The organism is Rheinheimera oceanensis (assembly GCF_018831085.1).
In the GTDB taxonomy this organism is placed as follows: Bacteria; Pseudomonadota; Gammaproteobacteria; order Enterobacterales; family Alteromonadaceae; genus Alishewanella; species Alishewanella oceanensis.
Genome location: NZ_JAGPNM010000001.1, coordinates 457395 through 478160 on the forward strand (window position 1 = coordinate 457395; position 20766 = coordinate 478160).

Annotated in this window: 16 protein-coding genes; 12 read left to right on the top strand and 4 right to left on the bottom strand. The window is 49.2% G+C overall.

Going from position 1 to position 20766, the window contains the following annotated elements:
- Positions 1-25: 25 nt before the first annotated feature.
- The 11 genes from xseA to J3B89_RS02205 all read left to right on the top strand — a co-directional run bounded on the left by xseA (position 26) and on the right by J3B89_RS02205 (position 13866).
- Positions 26-1363, top strand: a complete 1338-nt coding sequence (gene xseA, locus J3B89_RS02155) for an exodeoxyribonuclease VII large subunit (RefSeq protein WP_215395862.1) — start codon at positions 26-28, stop codon at positions 1361-1363.
- A gap of 83 nt (positions 1364-1446) precedes the next feature.
- Positions 1447-2292, top strand: a complete 846-nt coding sequence (locus tag J3B89_RS02160) for a MipA/OmpV family protein (protein ID WP_215395863.1) — start codon at positions 1447-1449, stop codon at positions 2290-2292.
- Positions 2282-2662 carry a DUF3019 domain-containing protein gene (locus tag J3B89_RS02165; protein WP_215768293.1) on the top strand — a complete coding sequence of 127 codons (381 nt, stop codon included), beginning with the start codon at positions 2282-2284 and terminating at the stop codon, positions 2660-2662. Before J3B89_RS02160 ends, J3B89_RS02165 begins: the two co-directional genes overlap by 11 nt.
- A gap of 96 nt (positions 2663-2758) precedes the next feature.
- A complete protein-coding gene (locus tag J3B89_RS02170) occupies positions 2759-4816 on the top strand; it encodes a TonB-dependent receptor plug domain-containing protein (RefSeq protein WP_215395865.1) in 2058 nt (685 codons plus the stop codon).
- Positions 4817-4913: 97 nt separating this feature from the next.
- The gene (locus J3B89_RS02175; protein ID WP_349814179.1) at positions 4914-5639 is read left to right on the top strand and encodes a response regulator; all 726 of its coding nucleotides are present in this window, start codon (positions 4914-4916) and stop codon (positions 5637-5639) included.
- A complete protein-coding gene (locus tag J3B89_RS02180) occupies positions 5636-6394 on the top strand; it encodes a hypothetical protein (protein WP_215395866.1) in 759 nt (252 codons plus the stop codon). Before J3B89_RS02175 ends, J3B89_RS02180 begins: the two co-directional genes overlap by 4 nt.
- A 5-nt stretch (positions 6395-6399) precedes the next feature.
- On the top strand, positions 6400-6924 hold the full coding sequence (locus J3B89_RS02185; RefSeq protein WP_215395867.1) for an ATP-binding protein: 525 nt from the start codon (positions 6400-6402) through the stop codon (positions 6922-6924).
- Positions 6925-7021: 97 nt separating this feature from the next.
- Complete coding sequence (locus J3B89_RS02190; protein WP_215395868.1) at positions 7022-9511, top strand: serine hydrolase; 2490 nt, start codon at positions 7022-7024, stop codon at positions 9509-9511.
- Between the two features lie 290 nt (positions 9512-9801).
- A complete protein-coding gene (locus J3B89_RS02195; RefSeq protein WP_215395869.1) occupies positions 9802-10629 on the top strand; it encodes a MipA/OmpV family protein in 828 nt (275 codons plus the stop codon).
- A gap of 414 nt (positions 10630-11043) precedes the next feature.
- Complete coding sequence (locus tag J3B89_RS02200) at positions 11044-13350, top strand: TonB-dependent siderophore receptor (RefSeq protein WP_215395870.1); 2307 nt, start codon at positions 11044-11046, stop codon at positions 13348-13350.
- 99 nt (positions 13351-13449) lie between these two features.
- Positions 13450-13866 carry a hypothetical protein gene (locus J3B89_RS02205; RefSeq protein ID WP_215395871.1) on the top strand — a complete coding sequence of 139 codons (417 nt, stop codon included), beginning with the start codon at positions 13450-13452 and terminating at the stop codon, positions 13864-13866.
- A gap of 99 nt (positions 13867-13965) precedes the next feature.
- Here J3B89_RS02205 and J3B89_RS02210 read toward each other — a convergent pair whose 3' ends face one another.
- Both J3B89_RS02210 and J3B89_RS02215 read right to left on the bottom strand, forming a co-directional pair.
- Complete coding sequence (locus J3B89_RS02210; RefSeq protein ID WP_215395872.1) at positions 13966-14721, bottom strand: DUF5694 domain-containing protein; 756 nt, start codon at positions 14719-14721, stop codon at positions 13966-13968.
- Between the two features lie 242 nt (positions 14722-14963).
- Positions 14964-15806, bottom strand: a complete 843-nt coding sequence (locus J3B89_RS02215; RefSeq protein WP_215395873.1) for a cupin domain-containing protein — start codon at positions 15804-15806, stop codon at positions 14964-14966.
- Between the two features lie 290 nt (positions 15807-16096).
- On the opposite strand from J3B89_RS02215, the gene J3B89_RS02220 reads away from it, so the two are divergent.
- The gene (locus J3B89_RS02220; RefSeq protein WP_215395874.1) at positions 16097-16885 is read left to right on the top strand and encodes a ferredoxin--NADP reductase; all 789 of its coding nucleotides are present in this window, start codon (positions 16097-16099) and stop codon (positions 16883-16885) included.
- 87 nt (positions 16886-16972) lie between these two features.
- Here the strand turns inward: J3B89_RS02220 and J3B89_RS02225 are convergent, their stop codons facing one another.
- Complete coding sequence (locus J3B89_RS02225; protein ID WP_215395875.1) at positions 16973-19228, bottom strand: arginine/lysine/ornithine decarboxylase; 2256 nt, start codon at positions 19226-19228, stop codon at positions 16973-16975.
- Positions 19229-19239: 11 nt separating this feature from the next.
- A complete protein-coding gene (gene der / locus J3B89_RS02230; protein ID WP_215395876.1) occupies positions 19240-20718 on the bottom strand; it encodes a ribosome biogenesis GTPase Der in 1479 nt (492 codons plus the stop codon).
- Positions 20719-20766: the final 48 nt, after the last annotated feature.

Consider the following 20766-nt stretch of genomic DNA (forward strand, 5'->3'; position numbering starts at 1 on the left):
TACTGGCTGCTGTTGTGAGCTTTAGATGCAAAACCCCGATATTTATAGTGTTTCCCGTTTAAACAGTGAAGTACGCCTGACACTGGAGTTACAGTTTCAAACGCTGTGGCTGCAGGGTGAAGTGTCTAACTTTGTCGCTGCCGCCAGCGGCCACTGGTATTTTTCGTTAAAAGACAGTGCCGCCCAGGTAAAATGCGCCATGTTTAAAATGGCCAACCGCAACAGCAGCTTTAGGCCACAAAACGGTCAGCAGGTACTGATCCGCGCCCGCATCAGCGTGTACGAGCCACGCGGTGAATATCAGCTACTGGCCGAGTTTATTGAAAGCGCCGGCGCAGGTTTGCTAAAACAACAGTTCGAACAGTTAAAAGCTAAATTACAGGCCGAAGGTTTATTCGATCCTACCCGTAAGAAACCACTGCCAGCGCAAGTACAACGCGTAGGTGTTATTACCTCACCCACCGGTGCTGCCGTGCGTGATATTGTTACGGTGCTAAATCGCCGTGCGCCGGGTATTGAAGTTGTTATTTACCCTTCGCAGGTGCAGGGCGAAACCGCTGCGGCACAGCTTCGCAATATGCTTAGCAGTGCAATACGCCGTAACGAAGTCGATGTATTAATTATTGGCCGTGGTGGTGGCTCGCTGGAAGATTTATGGTGCTTTAACGATGAAGCTTTATGTCGTGCAGTAGCCGCCTGCCCTATTCCGATTGTCAGCGCCGTAGGCCATGAAATTGATTTTGCCTTAACCGACTTTGTTGCCGACGTACGCGCACCAACCCCTTCTGCCGCTGCAGAATTAGTTTCACCGGATCAGTCGCACTTACTGGATCGCATACTGCAGCTAAAAAACCGTCTGTTACAGGCACAGCGCAGCCGCTTGCAGCACGCCGCGCCTAAGCTGCTGAATTTAAGCCAGCGCTTGTTAGCCCTGCACCCGAAACGCCGTTTGCAACAACAGCAGCAACGGCTGGATGAGCTGCAACTGCGCCTTGCAGCCAGCGCCAAACGCACGCTGCAAGGCTCGCAGCAACAACAGCTTTATTTAGATAAAAGCCTGCGCCAGTTATCACCGGCTAAAGCCTTATTAGCGCATACCCAGCACATTAATCAGTTGGAGCGCCGTCTCGTTAATGCCCAGCAATTGCAGTTAAAGCAAAACAAACAACAACTGGCGCAGCTAAGCAGCCAGCTAAACACCGTAAGCCCGCTGGCCACCTTAGCGCGCGGTTACAGCATTACCTTTGATGATAAACAGCAGGTGCTAACCTCTGCCGCTCAGCTAAAAGCCGGAGATACAATTACCACCCGACTGGCAGAAGGCAGCATCAGTGCCATAGTCGATAAGGTAAGCCACACCTAAGTGCTGACATTTCTTATACAGTAATTAGCCGACAGAAAGGTTAAGGTTGTGTTTTTTATATTCTTTGCATCAGAGCCCCTTAGATGAAGAAACTGCTGTCAGTGTTACTTTCTGGTTTTTTGCTGACAATAAGCAGCATTAGCCTGGCAGAAGAAGAGTCTGGTTTTAACTGGCAGTTCGGTGTCGGGCTGGGAGTCAGCCATAACCGCAACCTGCTACCAACAATGGACAGCCCGCGCAACGGCATACCGCAGCTGCAGCTATTGTTCGATTTTGAGTATAAAAACTGGTTTGCTGAAACACCAAGCTTACGCAGTGGCCAGCTTTTTGGCGTACGCAGTGGCCGACTGCTTGATGACTTCACGCTGGGTTACCGCCTGAGCAATAGCGAACGACAGAATCTGGCAGTGATTATAGCCAGTTACCATGATGGATTCGGCCCCTCGGTTGCTCGTGGCGATGGTATTAGTAACAGTAAACTTGAAGGTTTGCATAACCGCGAAAGTGATCTGATGCCCGGCTTGCGATATCAGCTTTATACAACAGATAACCAGTTGCTTTCATTGCAGTTAAATAAGGACATCAGCACCCATCATGGCGAAATGCTCCGGCTATTTTATGGTTTTCGGTTTGAACAGCATAATTGGGACCTGTATTTTAACAACGAACTCAGCTGGTACAGCGCCAAGCTGATAAATTACTACTATGGCGTAACAGCGGCAGAAGTTCGTTCCCAGCGCCCACTGTATCAAAGTGGCGGCGGCTGGCGCTGGCATAGTGGACTGGTTGGTGTGTACCCGTTGAACAAGCATTGGGTGACCGAGTTGGGCGCAGGTATTAACTGGTATACGCACGCTTTTACTGGCAGCCCTTTGACACGGAACAACCCGGAAATCGTTTCTTTTGCGCTTATACGTTATGTTTTTTAGATGCTGCCTATTACTATTAGCTGGCAGCTTCTTTTGGCAACCGGCTAAGGCTGAAGTAGTACTTAGCGCCGCCCCCAACAATTGCGTGACCTTGCAGCAAGGACGGGAATGCCATGCCCAAATTCAGGCAAGCTGGAAGATCCCACAGCCCGCAGCAGTCTGCCTGTATCTGGAAGAACAACAGCTACAATGCTGGCACAATCTAACCTCGGCTCAGTGGCAATGGCATTTCACCGATGTGCAAAGCCGTCAGTTAATTTTATGGCAAATGACACCTTCAGAACAAAAGCACCATGTACTGGCAACAACCAGAATTGAAGTCAGCTGGGTACAAAGCGCACATAAAAAACGATTATGGCGGCGCTTCTGACACTTCCTGACATTTTACCGACAACCCCGCTACAGCACTTTATGCTTTCCAGTCAGACAATAGCAGCACCTATATTTTAACGGATGACATATAAGTATGATGCGTGCTAAACCTCGATTAAAACTGTTATTGATGCCACTGCTGCTCAGTAATCTGACAATGCTTTGTGCTACAGCCAGCGCCCAGTCAACTGACACTTCACCGCAACATCTGCAACAGGTTGAACGGCTGACCGTTAGCGGACGTCGTAATATGCCACAAACAGAGGTAAGCGAAGATACCCAAAAGCTGCTGAATATTGGCGGGTTAATGGGAGATCCCATTCAGGCACTTTATACCTTGCCAGGTGTTGTTTATGACACCACAGACAGCGCCCCGGCAGTAAGAGGTTCATCACCAAGAGACAATCACTTTATGCTGGATGGGCAGCGTACCGGCCCCTTGCTTAATCAATTATACGGCAGTGCCCTTAATGGCGATCTGCTACGTGATTTTACCCTCTATCCGGCAGCATTTCCGGCTCCGTTCGGCCATGCCACCGGCGCCGTATTTGATGTTACGCTGCGCGATCCGAAAGATCAGCCTATAGGGGGCATTATTGATCTAAATATGCTACGCACTTCGGCGCTGGTTGAAGGCGCCCTGACAGACACACAGGGCTTTTATGCTGCTTACCGCCATAGCACCATGCAATATTTTATAAAGAAAGATGAAGAACTGGACGATGGTGAAACCATTACCAAAGTACCCGTACTAAATGATTACCAGCTACGCTACCAATGGCGGCCCGGCGAGCAACATAAACTGACACTAACTGCGCTGGGGGTCGGTGAAAAAGCAGGCATTAACCTGTCAGAAGCCTCAGAAGCAGGCCGTATTGACCCTGACTACATCGGAGAAGCCTACCTTAACAGCCGCTGGCATAGTCAGCAGTTGCGTTATGACTATTTTGGCCAGACACAGCAACATTTGAGCATGTCGGTATTGCAACTGAATCAGCAAGAGCGTGGCGGTTTTGGCAATGGCCAGTTCTATCAGTTGGATCAGGATAACACCGAGCTACAGCTTAGCTGGCAGCAGCCACTGACAAACTCTGTTTTACTGCAAACCGGCATTGAAACCGGCCAGTTAACTGCGGATTATAACTACGATATGATCTTGTATTACTGCACTGATCATCAGCAGGACTGCGAGGCTAACCGTGGCGAACGCGAACAGGACAGTGACCGGCTGAAAATCCGCTATCAGACAGCCTATATCAGCACAGACTGGCAACTGACACCCGATCTGCTATGGCAACTGGGTGGCCGCTACGACCATCAGAATTATACCAGCGAAACCCTGTTTGCCCCGCGCACCCGCATCAGCTGGTTTGCAACCAACAAGTTGGAGCTGGTCGCCAGCGCTGGCCGTCATCAGCGACAGGCCGATATTGAAAAAGCATTGCCGAAAATTGGTAACCGTAATCTGCAATCTCCACACTCAGATCATTATGCTGCAGGTTTTCGTTATCAGTTTGATGGCTGGCGGTTGCTGCTCGATCTGTATTACAAAAAAATGTGGCAGTTACCCAGAGCACTTAATCCGGCAGAAGATCCACAGCAGTTACATTATGTTAGCGACGTAACCGGCAACAGCCGCGGACTGGAACTAATGCTGGAAAAAGAAATGCTTGATAACTGGTCAGGCTGGCTGGCCATCAGCTATTCACAATCTGAGCGTACCGATCCTCTGACAGGTGCAAACACGCCCTACCGCTTAGATACTCCGGTAGTGATTCACGGTGTGCTGAATTATAAACTTGGCAATGGCTGGACTCTGGGTAGCGTATTTACCGGCCGCTCAGGCAACTTGTATTCACCGATTACCGGAGCCAGGCCAAACCCTTATCATCCTGATTACCTGCTACCGGTCTATGGCGAACTAAACAGCAAACGGCTGCCATTTTATCACCGGCTGGATCTGGAACTGCGTAAACAAAGTACTCTGTTTAAGCGTCCGGCGGAATACACCATTGCGGTCAGAAACCTGTATAACTGCGAAAATGTTACTGGCTATTATTTGCTGAATCAGCCAGAGCAGCAAAGCTACAGTATCAAGAAAGACGAGGATTTAGGTTTGTTTCCGTATGTTGGTATGAAACTCTGGTTCTGAGAACCTGCGTACTCTTACACTTTACATACATCATTCTCCCGCGGGCTGCGCTATATTAAGCGCCAGCCTGCTTTACCGCGACAGCCTGAGGTTCTGAGTGTCCGCTGAAACAAGTATTGAATATAGCGCAACAGTGTTACTGGTTGAGGACGATCTGGCTCTTGCGGCCTGGATCAGTGACTTTCTGCATGCAAGAGGCTTCCGTGTTATCCATTTTAGCCGGGGTGATCAGGCTGCAGCCCAATGGCAGCACTCCTGCGCAGATATTATTCTGCTGGATTTGATGCTGCCGGGCATGAATGGCCTTGATATTTGCAAACTGATACGGCAGCAATCTGATGTGCCGGTACTAATGCTGACAGCACAGGGCGAAGAGCTGGACGAAGTACTGGCACTGGAAAATGGCGCTAACGACTATCTGGTCAAGCCGGTTCGGCCGAGAGCCTTACTGGCACGGCTAAATAGCATACTCCGCCAACAACAGAAATTACAGCACCAGCAACCGGCACAGCTGCAATTCGGGCAGCTGTCACTGGATTTATCTTCACACCGGGTCTGTCTGGGCAATCACGAAATTCCACTATCTGCCACGGAATTTAAGCTGCTATGGTTTCTGGCCAGCCATGCCGGCACCGTTCTGAGCCGTCAGCAGGTTTTTCTGGAAATGACAGGCCGCGATTATGATGGGCTGGATCGCCGTATCGACATGCTGATATCCGTGCTGCGACGTAAACTGGGTGACAACAGCAGTCAGCCACAACGGATTAAAACCGTCTGGGGTCAGGGATACCTGTTTGTCGCCGATGCCTGGCAGCCATTATGACACGCCTGTTCAGTGGCCTGCTGCTCACCTGCCTGTTATCGTTATTTCTGCTCGGTTATCTGATTGACAAAGTAACAGACAGTGAGCAGTCGCCATCCCGTCAGGAAAACCTGTCTGCTCACTTACTGAACTATCTGGTCAGCCAGAGCAACCCACTGGCAGAACACCAGTTACACTATCATTATCAGCAACAGGCCGCGGCACTTGGGCTAACCCTGCAACTGGCTCCTTATCAGGCTATGGCATTGCCACCGGAACTGACAGTGCAACTGACATCCCCCGGCGGCCTGGCCTTAGCCACCAGTGAACAGGACTATCTGGTACAGCAATTACCTGCCCATCCGGCGTGGCTTCTTAAACTCGCCCTGCCGCCTGAACAGGAGCATCACCCTCTCAGCCTGTGGCTGACCCTCGGGCTTTATATTGGTCTGGCATTACTGTTGCTGTTATGGCTGTGGCCACTGGTTAACCGGTTGAATCTGCTCACGCGGTTAGCCGTGCGTTTTGGTCATGGTGAACATGACATCAGGTTACCACCTTCCCGATTAAGTTATATTCCCCGGCTGGAACGTAGTTTTAACCAGATGGCAGAGCAAATAAGCCAGTTATTGCAAGAAAACCGCTTGCTGGCAAAAAGCCTGTCGCATGATTTGCGCACACCCATTGCCTGTTTACGGTTTGGCCTGGAGGCAGTACAAGAAGCAACAAGCCCGGAAAAAAACAACAACTATTGCTGCGGATGGAACAGGATGTAGACAGAATGGAAACCATGGTAAATTCCTTTCTGGAGTTTGCCAGCCTGTCCCGTACGGCAAATAATCTGGAGTTTAGCCGGCACACTATGCAGCACTGGCTGGCAGAATATGTTCACAGTATTGAGCCGTTAATGCTACAGCATCAACTGCGTTTATCATTACTGATGACAAAGCCCGCGTTATACAGCCAGATTAACCCGCACTGGCTGGAACGGGCACTCAATAACATTGTTGGCAATGCCTGTCGTTTTGCCAGCAGCCAGCTGCAGCTCACTCTGTCAGCCAAAGCATCAAAACTGCTGATTAGCATCAGTGATGACGGCCCAGGCATAGCGGCAGAAGATACCCAAAACGTATTGTTACCTTTCGTAAAACTGGACAGCACAGCCCAGGATAGCCAGCCGCACTTTGGCCTGGGGCTGGCTATCAGCGCAGAAATAATCAAATGGCACAAAGGCAAGATAGTTGTTGACCGCGATCCAATTTTAGCAGGTGCCAGATTCAGCCTGTATCTAAACTCTTGCAGCTGACACAATTTGTACAAAAGCCACACAAGCCTCATACAGCTCTGGCTGCCGCTTACTTATAAAGTGACAAGCAGTTATTACCAGCCCAGAGAAAACTGTTATGAAAACAAGAATGACACTAGCACTGCTTAGCACGGTATTATTACTAACGGCATGCGGCAGCGATGACAAACCCAAACCCGCCAAACTTGCCGGCATTTATGAGCAAGCAGGTTATGGCAACATTATAGTGTTTAGCAACAACACTTATGAAACTTACTATGCACTGGACAAATTCTGCTGGCGTGCAGAGCATGGCCCCCTGGCGGATCTGAACATATCAGCACCAAACTTCTCTGACAAAGGCAACCGTCTTAGTTTTACCATGCCGGGCGCGCAGGCCTTTGAGGTACAGCTTAAACGTATAAACCGCTTACCGGATAAATGTCGCAATCCTGTGGCGCCAACACAAAGCCCGATGCAAAATTTTGAGCTGTTCTGGCATACAATCAACGATCTTTATGCGTTCCTGCCCGAACGCCAAATCGACTGGCAACAGCGATATCAGCAGTATGCCCCCATGATCAGCGAGCAGTTAACTGATGACGTACTGTTTACTATTTTTGCGCAGATGCTCACGGGTTTTAATGATAGCCATACTACGCTGTCGGCTAAAATCAATGGCGAACAAGTTGATTATAGTGCTGCCCCCGCCAATGCTATTGCTGATTATGCTGTTGCAACAGAGCTCTCAACAGAGGAGCTGTTATCTGAAATGCGCAATAAAGCGCTGGAACTGATGCAGCTTTATGCTGGCAAAGCATTAACACAAGCTGATACCGAACAACCTTTATGGTGGGCCAAAAGTGACAATAACGTTGGTTATATTTTGCTGGGTGCTCTGGGAGGTTTTGCTGCCGGCGAGAGTGATGTTGCCGGAGATTATAATCTGGCAACAGCCGCGTTTCAGGCCATGATGGCAGATCTTGCCGGCACAGACGCTATTATTATAGACAATCGCTTTAATGAAGGTGGTTATGACGATATTGGCAGCGAATTAGTACGCTACTTTTTAACTCAGCCACAAACTGTATTACAAAAACAGGCAAACAACCGTTTGGCTACCACCGATTTGGTCAGCCTGAAGCTTACCCCTGCTGCGATGACGTACAGCAAACCGGTATTGCTGATTAACAGCAAACTGAGTGTTTCGGCAGCAGAAACCTTCAGCATTATGATGAAAAGCTTACCGCAGGTAACCCTCCTCGGTGAAGCCAGCAATGGGGCCCTGTCAGATATGCTACAAATCACCCTGCCAAACGGCTGGCTGTTAACCTTATCTAATGAGCGCTATCTGGATATGCAGGGCAATAGCTACGAAGTGACCGGCATACCGGCTGATATTGAAACCGCCGTATTTTCTCAGCAAGATAAAGCCTTATCCAGAGTTCAGGCTTACGACACAGCGCTGTCGTTAGTGAATAAATCTTTTGCCATGCCGTTTAGCTTTAACGATGTAGAAGCGCTTATAACAGAAGCCTTACAACAAAAAACGCTACCCGGTATTGCGCTGGCCGCGCTAAAAAATGGCGAACTACTTTATAGCCAGGGCTTCGGCAAGGCCAGCGAAAATCAGCTGGCCACTGCAGACACAGCATTTTTTCTGGCATCTGTCAGCAAAGTATTTAATGGCACGCTCGCAGCAATAATGACAGCTGAGGGGCACATTAGCCCGGATTTACCTGTCTCAGGCAATATTGGTTTTGAGCTGACGCCGCCAACACATTTTTCTCAGCCCATTTTGTTTAAACACTTGCTGTCGCACACCAGCGGTATTATAGACAGCGCATACTTTAACTGTGCCTATTTTCAAAGTAATGACGGCAGTAGTTTATACAATGAGCTTTTTACTGCTACAGAATGCCCGGAACCAGCCTATCAGGCACTGGAGGTATTTCTGCCAAACTACCTGCAACAATCCGGTAATCGTTACACTCAGGGCAATTACCAGCAAGACAACAACATACAACCCGGCGATAATATTACCTACTCTAACGTCGGTGCTGCAACGGCAGCCTTACTGATGTCGGCAAGCGCAGGTAAAGCCTACACAGAACTTTTTGCAGAAAAACTAACCATCCCCTTACAACTTACGCAAACCCGCTGGGATCTGACAGGCAACAGCATTGCCCACACAGCAACACGCTATGCCAAAACTGACGGTGAGTTTATTGCTTATCCTGACTATGCTGCCAATACCTGGCCGGACGGTTTTTTAACAGCATCAGCAAATGATCTGGCCAAATTTGTCATGGTGTTGTTAGCTGCTCATCACCCGGTTATTACGGCTGAGGTAAAAGACATCATGTTCAAAGCGTTGCACCAGGAGTATCTGGGGCAAGGTATTGGCTATTTTTGGGGCCTGGATCATTCTTATGCCTCGCATGACGGCGCAGATCCTGGCGTAACAACCTTATTGCTACTGGACAGAGCAAGCCGTAATGCGCTGATAGTGCTGATCAATACTGACGAAAACGACAATGAAGAACTCAATAACTTTGTCGAACGCCTGCAAGTAACCGCCTGGCATGCTATCTGGGGCACAGATTAAACTAACAGGCTCAGTCTCAGAAGAGGCTGAGCCTGCCACTGTTATACTCTTTTGCTACCTCAATAAAGTATTTCACTTCGCTTTCGATCAGTTTGCCCACCAAGTCTGGCAAGGTTCGGCTAAAAATAGATGTTAATTTTTATCTGCCCCTAATAATTTGAAAAATCTGTGCAAATCGAAAATTCAAATAAAAAACGCCAATCTGAGATCTCTCAACAAAATTACACGTATATCTGAAAATCAATCCGACACCTGCGTGCCATTCTGCCAACTTATACAGGAGGTTTTACATGAAAAACTTTACCGGTTTACTGTTAATCATTTTATTACAGGGTTTTTTCTTGCAGACCGCATTAGCGCAAGAAGGCAAAACAGCGCTGGTACCTTTGCCCTCAGTAGACGACTTCACCAGAGGCAAAGATGGCTGGGCTTTCGGGCTGGGCCTTGGTATTGAATATGAAACCGCCTACGAAGGCTCGGACGAATTTGGTGTTGAAGTTGAACCGGCTGGTGCAGTGCAATGGCGCCGTGGTGATGATATTTTCTACTTTGCCGGCGAAGCATTGGGCTGGCGAGGTCTGCGGGCTGACACCTGGTTACTGGAAGCCTTAATAGGCTTTGATGAGGGCCGCGAAGAAAGTGACTCTGATGATGGTCGTCTGGACGGGATGGGTGATAACGATGAGGGGTTTGAATTAGTATTGCAGGCCCGGCGGGCATTTAGCAACGACTGGCGTTATTGGTTGGTAAGCCGGCTGGTAACCGGAGAAAACGGCAATCTTGGCTTGTTTGGCGTGGGCCGGCGCTTCGGCGATAAAACCGACGGTTCGGGTTCGGAAATTAATGTCGTGGCAGTATTTCACGACAGCAAATATGCCAATAACGGCTTTGGCATTACCGCGCAGCAGTCGCTGGCATCCGGTTTGGCTGAAACCAGGCTGAGTGGCGGCTTACGCTCAATCGGTGTTGATTACAACTACCGGCATAATATCAACCACAACTGGCAGATTTTCGCCGAGGCACTGTATGAGCATTTCAGTAGCGACGTGCGCAATAGCCCCATCGCCCGCAGCAACTATGAAGCCGAAGTAGGCATTGGCTTTATTTATATCTTCTAGCCCGACCTGGGTTTACTCAAGGGACCGGTTTTAGCCGGTCCTGCAATCAGCAAAGCGAACAACTTATGGCACATAGCCTGTCTCCGTTCCCGGTATCATACTCACCGGGCAAATTTCCTTCTGGTTGGATCAGGCGGCGATCTAACCCACAAGATTGTCTGAACTGAGTAATGCTTTGACTCAGCATCGCTGTCAGCATTCCTGATAAAGCCGATAGATTGAAAAATTCGGGTAGCTACCAGCAACAACGCACTTCCACATTGCGAAATTAACAAATTTTATTTTGCAATACAGCCAAAACCATTAGGGTAAGTACATTTGGCCGTATTGCAAAATAATCTGTCCGAATTTCGCAATGCCTCCCCTTTGTTTTCATTGTTAAATGCGGCATCTAAATGAAAATGAGTATTATTTATGGAAAAGCTCACTACAACTTGGAAGTTCCGGTGGTCAATTAACAGATACGTAGAGCCAGCCGTCTATCCTCATCTGGATGGAGCGAACAAACGCACCGCAAGGAGTACACCCCGCACCGTGCTGGGCTCGGCACTTGCGGCAGCAGTTCTCATTAGCGCGCAGAGCGCATTCGCCGCTGAGTCAGAGCAGAATCAAACCAAAGCGGGAGAAACGTCTCAAGAAGATACAGCTTTGCCAACTACCACCGTAACGAACAACATGGAAACCATCACCGTAACGGGTCACAGGGAGACGGCTACCACCGAAGGTACTGGCTCTTACACCACGGGCGAAACGGCTGCTGCAATCCGTCTGCCTCTGTCGTTGCGTGAAACGCCGCAGTCGGTAACGGTCATCACCCGCCAGCGCATGGACGACCAGCAACTGAACTCGGTCAAGGACGTACTGGAAAATAGTACAGGGATCTCCTCAAACACCAACGATAGCGAACGGGTGAGTTTTTATTCGCGGGGCTTCCAGATCGACAGCTTCCAGTACGACAGTATCCCCACGGCCTATTTTGAGGGAACCAGCTTCCTGAATACCGCATTCTACGACCGCATAGAAATTGTACGCGGTGCAACCGGCCTGCTGTCCGGTGCAGGCAATCCATCCGCGTCGGTGAACTTGGTGCGCAAGCGACCAACGCGCAGATTGTCAGCCTCCGCATCGGTCAGCGCCGGCTCCTGGGACAACTATCGAGGTACGGCCGATATATCGACGCCGCTGACCGAAGACGGCAGTATCCGTGCACGACTGGTGGGTGTTCATCAGGAGCGAGACTCCTTTATCGACCGCTATGAGCAAAATAAAGATGCTTTCTATGGCATCATCGAGGCGGCTCTCACTCCGGATACGACCTTGAGCCTGGGCTACGACTATCAGGACATCCGGGCCGATGGCACGACCTGGGGCGGCATACCAATCTGGTTCAGCGACGGCTCCGAAGCCAACTGGTCGCGCTCAAAGTCGTTGGCCGCCGACTGGAGCGGCTGGGACAACTCACTCAAGACGACCTTTTCCAGTCTCGAACACCATTTCGACAATGACTGGACCGCACGCGCTGTGTTCACGCATCAGGAGACCGACTCCAATGCCAAGCTGTTCAGCGGCTCCGGCACCCCAGATCGCGTAACCGGCGGGGGCCTGTTTCCGGTGGGTCTGGCAAGCGACACAGCTACACGTCAGAACAGCTTTGATGCAATGACGTCTGGCCCCTTCCAGCTTTTCGGTCGCCAACACGAACTGGTCGTGGGTGTCATGGGATCGAAGCGAACCTCCAACCAGAACAGCACCGGCTTTATCTTTGGGCTCACCCCGATGGGCAGCATCTACGACTGGAATGGCAACTACCCTGAGCTAGATTTCGCCGCAGCGGGCTACACGCCCACCGACATCACCACCAAGCAAAGTGGTGCCTACAGCGCGGCGCGTTTCTCGCTGACCGAGCCGTTGAAGCTCATCATCGGCGGACGGTTCAGCAATTACGAGATTGACCAGGACACAAACGGCGTCCGCTTCCACTACGAAAAGACAGGTGAGTTCACCCCCTATGCCGGTCTGGTCTACGACATCAACGAGACCTACTCAGCGTACATTAGCTACACGGAGATCTTTAATCCGCAGACCTACCGGGATCGCGATGGCAATGTGCTCAAGCCCACAACAGGCAAGAACAAAGAGGTAGGTCTAAAGGGCGAATATCTTAACGGGCGCCTGAATGCGTCGGTTTCGCTATTCGAGGCAAGGTTGGACAACCTGGGGCAGACCGATCCGGGACAGATCCTCCCCGATGGCACTCAGGCTTACTACGGTGCCAGTGGAACCAAGTCTCGCGGGATCGACGTGGACCTGCAGGGCGAGCTGACGCAGGACTGGAATCTCTACGCCGGAGTTTCGCACTTCTCCGGAGCCGATTCGTCGGATGCGAGGCTAAGCAGCCAACTGCCACGCACCACAGCGCGGCTGTTCACCACCTACCGGCTTCCGGATACATGGAACAAACTGACAGTGGGCGGCGGAGTATCTTGGCAAAGCCGTTTTTACCAGTCCGCTACCAGTCCCCTCGGTGCGGTTACTGCAGAGCAAAAGCCCTATGGGCTGGTGTCGCTGATGACGCACTATGCTGCCACGGATAAGGTCGAATTGGCCGTCAACGTCAACAACCTGTTCGATAAGAAATACACTGTTATGAACGGCTTCTTCAACCAGATGCTTTATGGAGAGCCACGCAATGTGATGGCAACGGTCAGCGTGAAGTACTAGCGCAGCCATCGCACTCGCTCTGCCAATATTAGTAATAAATAAGGATCTTCCATGACTTCTTCCCCATCAAATCTGAGACGTTCCGCTCAAGGCCCGAGCATGAGCTACCATCAGAACAAGCCCGCATTATTCTGGTTGACGACCGCCGTCGGTGCTGTGCTGTTTTTGACGCTCCAGTCTTTCTCCTACATGAACGACTACTTGAAGGCGAACGGCACGATACCCGCGATCACCTTCGACGCTGGCGCACTGTGGATGTTTTCTATCTTCTACGGTGCCTGGATCGTCACGGTCTTGCTTGCGTTGATCGGAACTGTCCGATCCCTGTGGACTGCACTGATCCTTGGTGGCCTTCTGATTTTCGTGAACAGTTTTACTGGCGTGTTCGACGGGCTGCGCGATGGTGGGCACATCGCTTTCTCGGCACTTTTCTTCATTACCCTTCCCGGTTTATGCGCAATCGTGGTCACTTGGCGCCAACTCAAGCTAAAAGGAACGCCTCATGTCGGTAAATAGTCCGCAATTTCCTTCGTCTGGATAAGTCTTGGGCAAGCCCACAGGCTTCTGACACTTAAATAACAATTCATAATTCTAATAGTGCATAGCCTGGGCAAGCTACAAATTGGTGGTTGCATTCGTCAAATATGGTACAGGAGACTCTACCACTACGTTATCTATTTCATTAAGACAATGCCGCAGCCAATACACGTGGCCCACGCCGTACAACACAAGAATACGATCTCCTGGTTCTGCTATTTGCAAAATACGTTCGCAGATCATTGCATTACGTAAGTACCAGTCAGCAACAAGTTTGGCCCCGGGTTGCCTGGTACCGTCTGATACTTGTAGTAAAAGCGCATAAAATGCGTGATTAGCATTAATCATGTCTTCGCTATTCAGCCACGCCAGATAAGCGGGGATACTCATCTGCTTCATGTTTTCGTTCATTTGCTGCCCCAAATCAGTGCCAGCTTCGTTCATCAGCTGCATATAGTGCCGGGCCCGTGCATTGGAAAGTGCCTGTAATGGTTGCATATCAAAACTCCCTTCGGCATCAACGGCATGTAAGTGTTTAATGCCCGCCAGCAAGGCCACTCTTTCCCCTATTTGAGTAATTTCGTTTCGATCTTGTTTTAATGCCGCCTGATTGACTGGCTCACGCATTAACAAACTATCGTCTTTTGGTTTGGCTTCTACCGCTACTTTAGTTGGTTTAAAAGCCATTAGCGCATTTGCCAGAGCTTCTAGCTCACGCTGTCGGGTGGGTGCTAATACATCATCAGCATCAATATTTACAGCATCAAGCCCAGGATTATGCATATGATAACTGCCAAGCAGCAGAATGCGTGTCTCTGATGGTTTTGCTGCCACTGCGGCGGTCCATGTAGCAGTAAGTATTAGTGCTAAGCAGTATATACGTGGGCTAATTATTGGCATTAGCCATGCTGAAACTAATGTATAAAAAGCATTTAGCTTGTGGTTCATCTGATAGGCTCCCTGGGCAATTTATACTTGCCTGACAATTTCAACTCTTAAGTGCACTTTTAAGAAGCATCACTGTTCAAGACAGATTCTAGCTCTGTTTTACCTTAAGTTACCAAGCTGCTCTGGCTTTAGACTTCCATCTTCGCTGCATATTTAGCCATTTCTTTGCGCAAAATCTTCCAGGAAAGATCAGAATATGTGGCAAAGGCCTGTTTATTATGCGGCTCTTTTTCTTCAACAAAGTCGAATTGATCGCGCGTATCGGGCTTTGGCTTATCCTTTAATAAAGGCAGTTCATCTTTGTTCAGGTATACATGAAAAGTGGCCGCGAAATTGCCTTTAGGCATCGGGCAAAAAACTTTGTGCACCGGGAACTGCTCTTCACTTAGCCAGGCACACTGCCCCGGTGTTAGCGTTAGCAACGCCAGTTTCTTTGCATCCCATCCCAGGCTTTCATAAACCATCACCTCAATCTGCCCGGTAAGGCAATAGATAATACCTGTAGTTTTGCCGTGTGAGTGGATTGGAGAATAATGCCCGGCTGGCCATATTTCTAACACCACGGGAGAACCGAATTCGCCTTTATGTGCGTCATCTGATGAAGCCAGTGTTGCGTCATGTTTGAGCGCCATACTGTCGTAATCGCCTTTACCGGTGCAAGCTACACGGATATAAGCCGGGTGAGAATCATCTTTTTTATACTTGTCTGCTAATATCTTTTTAAGAATACCGCCATTTAAACTGGCTCTTATCGCTTCAATTTCCCAGGTAGAGAAATGAATGCTGGCGGCTTTACGTGCAAGCTCCATCACAGTTGCAGGGATCATCAATTGCTGGACGAAATCATCAAATGACGTCGCAGGAGCGATAACAGGCGATGGCACAAGTTGATCAGCCCGAATACGCAGTTTCAGCTCTTCTTCCGGGGTAATATAAAAAGGGGGTTTAAGATTATCAACTGATGGGCTCACATCTCTCTCCTTTAAATTATGCAGGTTCAACAGATGCGGCCTTTCACTTCCACAGACTGCTGACAGTACAACTAACAATTAAATGACTGGTTATAATCGCAACGCCCTCTGAGCTTACAATAATCAGAGTTTATTACTGCCAGTAAATTAAATGGCATCTATTGTATAATTTATGTTTAATAAAAATACAACTGTAAAGATCGCAGCACGTGTCGCCAGGTTAATGATAACTATTATCATTTTAATTACTATGGCATAATTACGCTCAGGGCCATTAAGTAAGGACTGTTATGCGTAATATTATCAATGCCACTGTCACTGATGTTCATCACTGGAATGACACTCTGTTTAGCTTTAAAACAACGCGGGAATCATCTTTCCGATTTGAAAGCGGCCAGTTTGTCATGCTTGGGTTGGAGGTTGGCGGCCGCCCGTTAATGCGCGCGTACAGTATTGCCAGCCCTCATTATGAGGAAGAGCTTGAGTTTTTCAGTATTAAGGTGCCGGACGGCGCACTGACATCGAGGCTGCAAAATATCAGAGCTGGCGATCAAATTATGCTAACGGTAAAACCAGCAGGCACTTTGGTACCCGGCTATCTTATCCCTGGTAAACATTTGTATTTATTAAGCACTGGCACAGGGCTGGCGCCTTTTATGAGCATCATACGCGACCCTTTTATTTATGAAGGCTATGATAAAATTATTCTGGTACATGGCACACGATGGCGCTCAGAACTGGCATACCAGCATGAAATTGAACAAGTGTTACCAGACAACCCTTATTTTGGCGATGAAGTTCGCGCAAAACTGATTTATTACCCCACAGTGACAAGGGAAAACTATGTCAGAAATGGCGTGCCACACCAAGGCCGTATTACCGATCTGCTGGACAGCGGTAAGTTACTGGCAGATATTGGCATGCCAGCCCTTAACCCTGAGCACGACAGATTTATGTTATGCGGCAACGATGCCATGTTGCAGCAGTTGATGAGTATGCTGGATCAGCGCGGCTTTATAAAAGCCAATTCCCGCACTATGGGCCACTACGTGATTGAACAAGCCTTTATTGAAAAGTAACGCGCTATAAAAAACCGGGAAGGCATAACACCAACCCGGTTTTTCTAAGCACTAAAAACTCAACATTACAAACTTAGCACTCAACACTTATTCTTTTACCACATCAATAAAGTACTTCAGCTCACCGTCTACCATTTCGCGCACCAAGCCGTGCACGTCGGTTTCAAAGCCCGGGAAGGCACCATTAAAGGCGCGGGTAAATTGCAGGTAGTTAATAATGGTTTTATTAAAACGCTCGCCCGGCACCATCAGCGGTATGCCCGGCGGGTATGGCGTAACCAGCATGGCGGTTACTCTGCCTGCAATATCATCAATAGATACCCGCTCTATTTCGCGGTGCGCCATTTTCGCCCAGGCATCGGCTGGTGTCATGGCGGTTTCAATATTCGACAAATACATTTCAGTGGTGACTTTAGCCACGTCAAACTTACGGTACATATTGTGAATTTGCTGGCACAGATCGCGCAAACCAACTCTTTCATAGCGCGGATGCTTTTTGGCAAACTCCGGCATTATGCGCCACATCGGCTGGTTTTGATCGTAGTCATCTTTAAACTGCTGTAGTTCAGTTACCATTGAATTCCAGCGGCCTTTGGTAATACCGATGGTAAACATAATAAAGAACGAGTACAGGCCGGTTTTCTCAATAATAATACCGTGCTCAGCCAGATATTTACTGACGATAGCCGCCGGTATACCTTGTTCGTCAAACTGACCGTGCAGGTTTAAGCCTGGGGTAATAATAGTGGCTTTAATCGGATCGAGAATATTAAAACCTGATTCTATAGCGCCAAAACCATGCCAGCTGTCTTTAGCATGTAGCGTCCAGTTATCGCGTGTACCCAGACCCTCTTCCGGTAACTCGTCCGGGCCCCAGACACGGAACCACCAGTCGTCATCGCCAAATTCAGCATCGACTTTACGCATAGCACGGCGAAAATCAATCGCTTCCATTAAGCTTTCTTCTACCAGCGCAGTGCCACCCGGCGCTTCCATCATGGCTGCCGCAACATCGCAGCTGGCAATAATGGCATATTGCGGGCTGGTAGAGCTGTGCATCAGATAAGACTCGTTAAAGCGGTGCGTATCCAGGCTGCGCTTTTGCGCGTTTTGCACCAGAATTTGTGAAGCCTGTGATAAGCCAGCCAATAGCTTGTGCGTAGACTGGGTAGCAAACACTAAGGTGTCTTCTGAGCGTGGCCGGTCTTTACCTATCGCATGCATATTTTTGTAGAAATCATGGAAGCTGGCGTGCGGCAGCCAGGCTTCATCAAAATGCAGTGTATCAATGGTTGAACCCAGCTCCTGCTTAATTTCCTCCACGTTATACAAGATGCCGTCGTAGGTGCTTTGCGTAATGGTTAAAATACGTGGCTTTTTGTTTTTGGCATTGCGGGCAAAGGGGTTAGCTTCAATCTTTTTCGCAATAGCTGCTGGCGAAAATTCGCTTTTCGGAATAGGGCCAATAATGCCGTAGTGGTTGCGCGTTGGCATTAAAAACACCGGAATAGCGCCGGTCATAATAATCGAGTGCAGTATCGATTTATGGCAGTTACGGTCTACCACCACGATATCGCCCGGCGCTACCACTGAGTGCCAGACCATTTTATTGGAAGTGGAAGTACCGTTGGTAACAAAGAATAAGTGGTCGCAGCTGAAAATACGCGCGGCGTTCGCTTCGCTCTCAGCCACCGGGCCGGTGTGGTCCAGCAGTTGGCCTAATTCATCTACCGCGTTACACACGTCGGCACGCAGCATGTTTTCACCAAAGAACTGGTGAAACATCTGGCCAACCGGGCTTTTTAAAAACGCTACACCACCGGAGTGGCCAGGGCAGTGCCAGGAATATGAGCCGTCGGAGGCGTAATCCATCAGTGCATTAAAAAACGGCGGTGCTAACGCATCCAGGTACTTTTTTGCTTCGCGGATAATATGCTTGGCGACAAACTCCGGTGTGTCTTCAAACATATGAATAAAACCGTGCAATTCGCGCAGTACGTCGTTGGGTACGTGGCGCGTGGTGCGGGTTTCGCCATAGAGGAAAATAGGAATATCAGCGTTGCGCTTGCGTACTTCCTTAATAAAAGTACGCAGCTCTTTTAACGCCAGCGCCACTTCGTCGGCACTGCCGCTGCCGAATTCTTCATCGTCTATCGACAAAATAAAGCACGAAGCACGGCTGGCCTGCTGGGCAAAAGCACTTAAATCAACATAGCTGGTGTAGCCTACCACCTCAAAACCATGGCTGCTGATAGCCTGGGCTAAATCACGAATGCCAGAGCCTGAAATATTCTCTGAACGGAAGTCTTCATCGATAACAATAACCGGGAAACGAAAATTCATGCCATTGGTCCTTATTGGTCCAGTTTTTTGCGCGCTTTCATTAACCGCTCGCGTTTGTATTTCTGCAGCGGCGTTTCAGTGTTCTTTTTCGTTGGGGCAAACGGGTTTTCACCCTCGCGGAACTCTATGCGAATGGGTGTACCCATCATTTGCAGTGCTTTACGATAGTAATTCATCAGATAACGTTTATAGGAATCTGGCAAGTCGTCTACCTGATTACCATGAATTACAATTAACGGCGGGTTATAACCACCGGCATGAGCGTACTTCAGTTTTACCCGCCGGCCATGTACCAACGGCGGCTGGTGATCTTCCTGCGCCATTTTCATAATACGGGTTAACAAGGCAGTGCTGTGGCGTTTGGTGGCGGAGTCAAAAGCCTCTTCAACCGATTCAAACAGGTTGCCTACACCCGAGCCATGCAAAGCAGAAATAAAATGCAACCTGGCGAAATCGATAAAACCTAAACGACGGTCCAGCTCGCGCTTTATTTCCTCTTTGATGCTGTCATTTAAGCCGTCCCATTTATTCACCGCAATAACCAGTGAGCGGCCAGCATTAAGCACAAAGCCTAAAATACTTAAATCCTGATCCGAAATGCCTAAACGGGCGTCCAGCACTAAAATAACCACGTTGGCGTCTTCAATGGCCTGCAGCGTTTTCACTACTGAAAATTTCTCTACCACATCGTCAATTCTGCCACGACGGCGCACACCGGCGGTGTCGATCAGCGTATATTCGCGCTCGTTGCGCTGCATAGGAATATAAATAGCATCACGCGTGGTGCCGGGCATATCGAATACCACCACCCGCTCTTCACCCAGAATACGGTTAGTTAAGGTTGATTTACCCACATTCGGCCGGCCAACAATAGCCAGCTTAATATGCTCGCTGCGCAGGCGTGCCGCTTCGGCATCGGCTTCTTCTTCGGTTAGCGTTTCCAGTACCGGGCCTTCGGCCTCGTCAATTTCACCAGTCAGGCGTTTTTGCTGCTCTTCGCTTAACAATGGAATCAATGCCTGGTTTAACAGCGACGACACACCACGGCCATGGGCGGCAGCAATAGCATATACCTCACCCAAACCTAAACTATAGAAGTCGGCCACGGCGGTATCAGCATCCAGGCCATCGGTTTTATTGGCAACTACAAATACTTTCTTTTCAACTTTGCGGATATGTGCAGCAATGGCTTCATCACCTGCGGTGGCGCCAACACGGGCGTCAACCATAAACAGCACCACGTCGGCTTCGTCAATGGCTTTAAGCGACTGCTCCGCCATTTCCACTTCAATGCCCTGCTCGTTGCCATCAATACCACCGGTATCGACTACAATAAATTCCAGCCCTTCATACTTTACCGAGCCGTATTTACGGTCACGGGTCAGGCCGGGGAAATCTGCTACCAGCGCATCACGGGTGCGGGTTAAGCGGTTAAAAAGTGTCGATTTACCGACATTGGCTCGCCCTACCAGGGCAACGACAGGCAACATTATGTGAACCTCAAAAATAACAAAACAGGCCCGGTACAGGCCTGTTTA

Bases quoted from the DNA above. Each gene is read 5' to 3' on its own strand.
- xseA (WP_215395862.1), top strand. From the start codon at position 26: ATGCAAAACCCCGATATTTATAGTGTTTCCCGTTTAAACAGTGAAGTA.
- J3B89_RS02160 (WP_215395863.1), top strand. From the start codon at position 1,447: ATGAAGAAACTGCTGTCAGTGTTACTTTCTGGTTTTTTGCTGACAATA.
- J3B89_RS02165 (WP_215768293.1), top strand. From the start codon at position 2,282: ATGTTTTTTAGATGCTGCCTATTACTATTAGCTGGCAGCTTCTTTTGG.
- J3B89_RS02170 (WP_215395865.1), top strand. From the start codon at position 2,759: ATGATGCGTGCTAAACCTCGATTAAAACTGTTATTGATGCCACTGCTG.
- J3B89_RS02180 (WP_215395866.1), top strand. From the start codon at position 5,636: ATGACACGCCTGTTCAGTGGCCTGCTGCTCACCTGCCTGTTATCGTTA.
- J3B89_RS02185 (WP_215395867.1), top strand. From the start codon at position 6,400: ATGGAAACCATGGTAAATTCCTTTCTGGAGTTTGCCAGCCTGTCCCGT.
- J3B89_RS02190 (WP_215395868.1), top strand. From the start codon at position 7,022: ATGAAAACAAGAATGACACTAGCACTGCTTAGCACGGTATTATTACTA.
- J3B89_RS02195 (WP_215395869.1), top strand. From the start codon at position 9,802: ATGAAAAACTTTACCGGTTTACTGTTAATCATTTTATTACAGGGTTTT.
- J3B89_RS02200 (WP_215395870.1), top strand. From the start codon at position 11,044: ATGGAAAAGCTCACTACAACTTGGAAGTTCCGGTGGTCAATTAACAGA.
- J3B89_RS02205 (WP_215395871.1), top strand. From the start codon at position 13,450: ATGAGCTACCATCAGAACAAGCCCGCATTATTCTGGTTGACGACCGCC.
- J3B89_RS02220 (WP_215395874.1), top strand. From the start codon at position 16,097: ATGCGTAATATTATCAATGCCACTGTCACTGATGTTCATCACTGGAAT.
- J3B89_RS02225 (WP_215395875.1), bottom strand. From the start codon at position 19,228: ATGAATTTTCGTTTCCCGGTTATTGTTATCGATGAAGACTTCCGTTCA.
- der (WP_215395876.1), bottom strand. From the start codon at position 20,718: ATGTTGCCTGTCGTTGCCCTGGTAGGGCGAGCCAATGTCGGTAAATCG.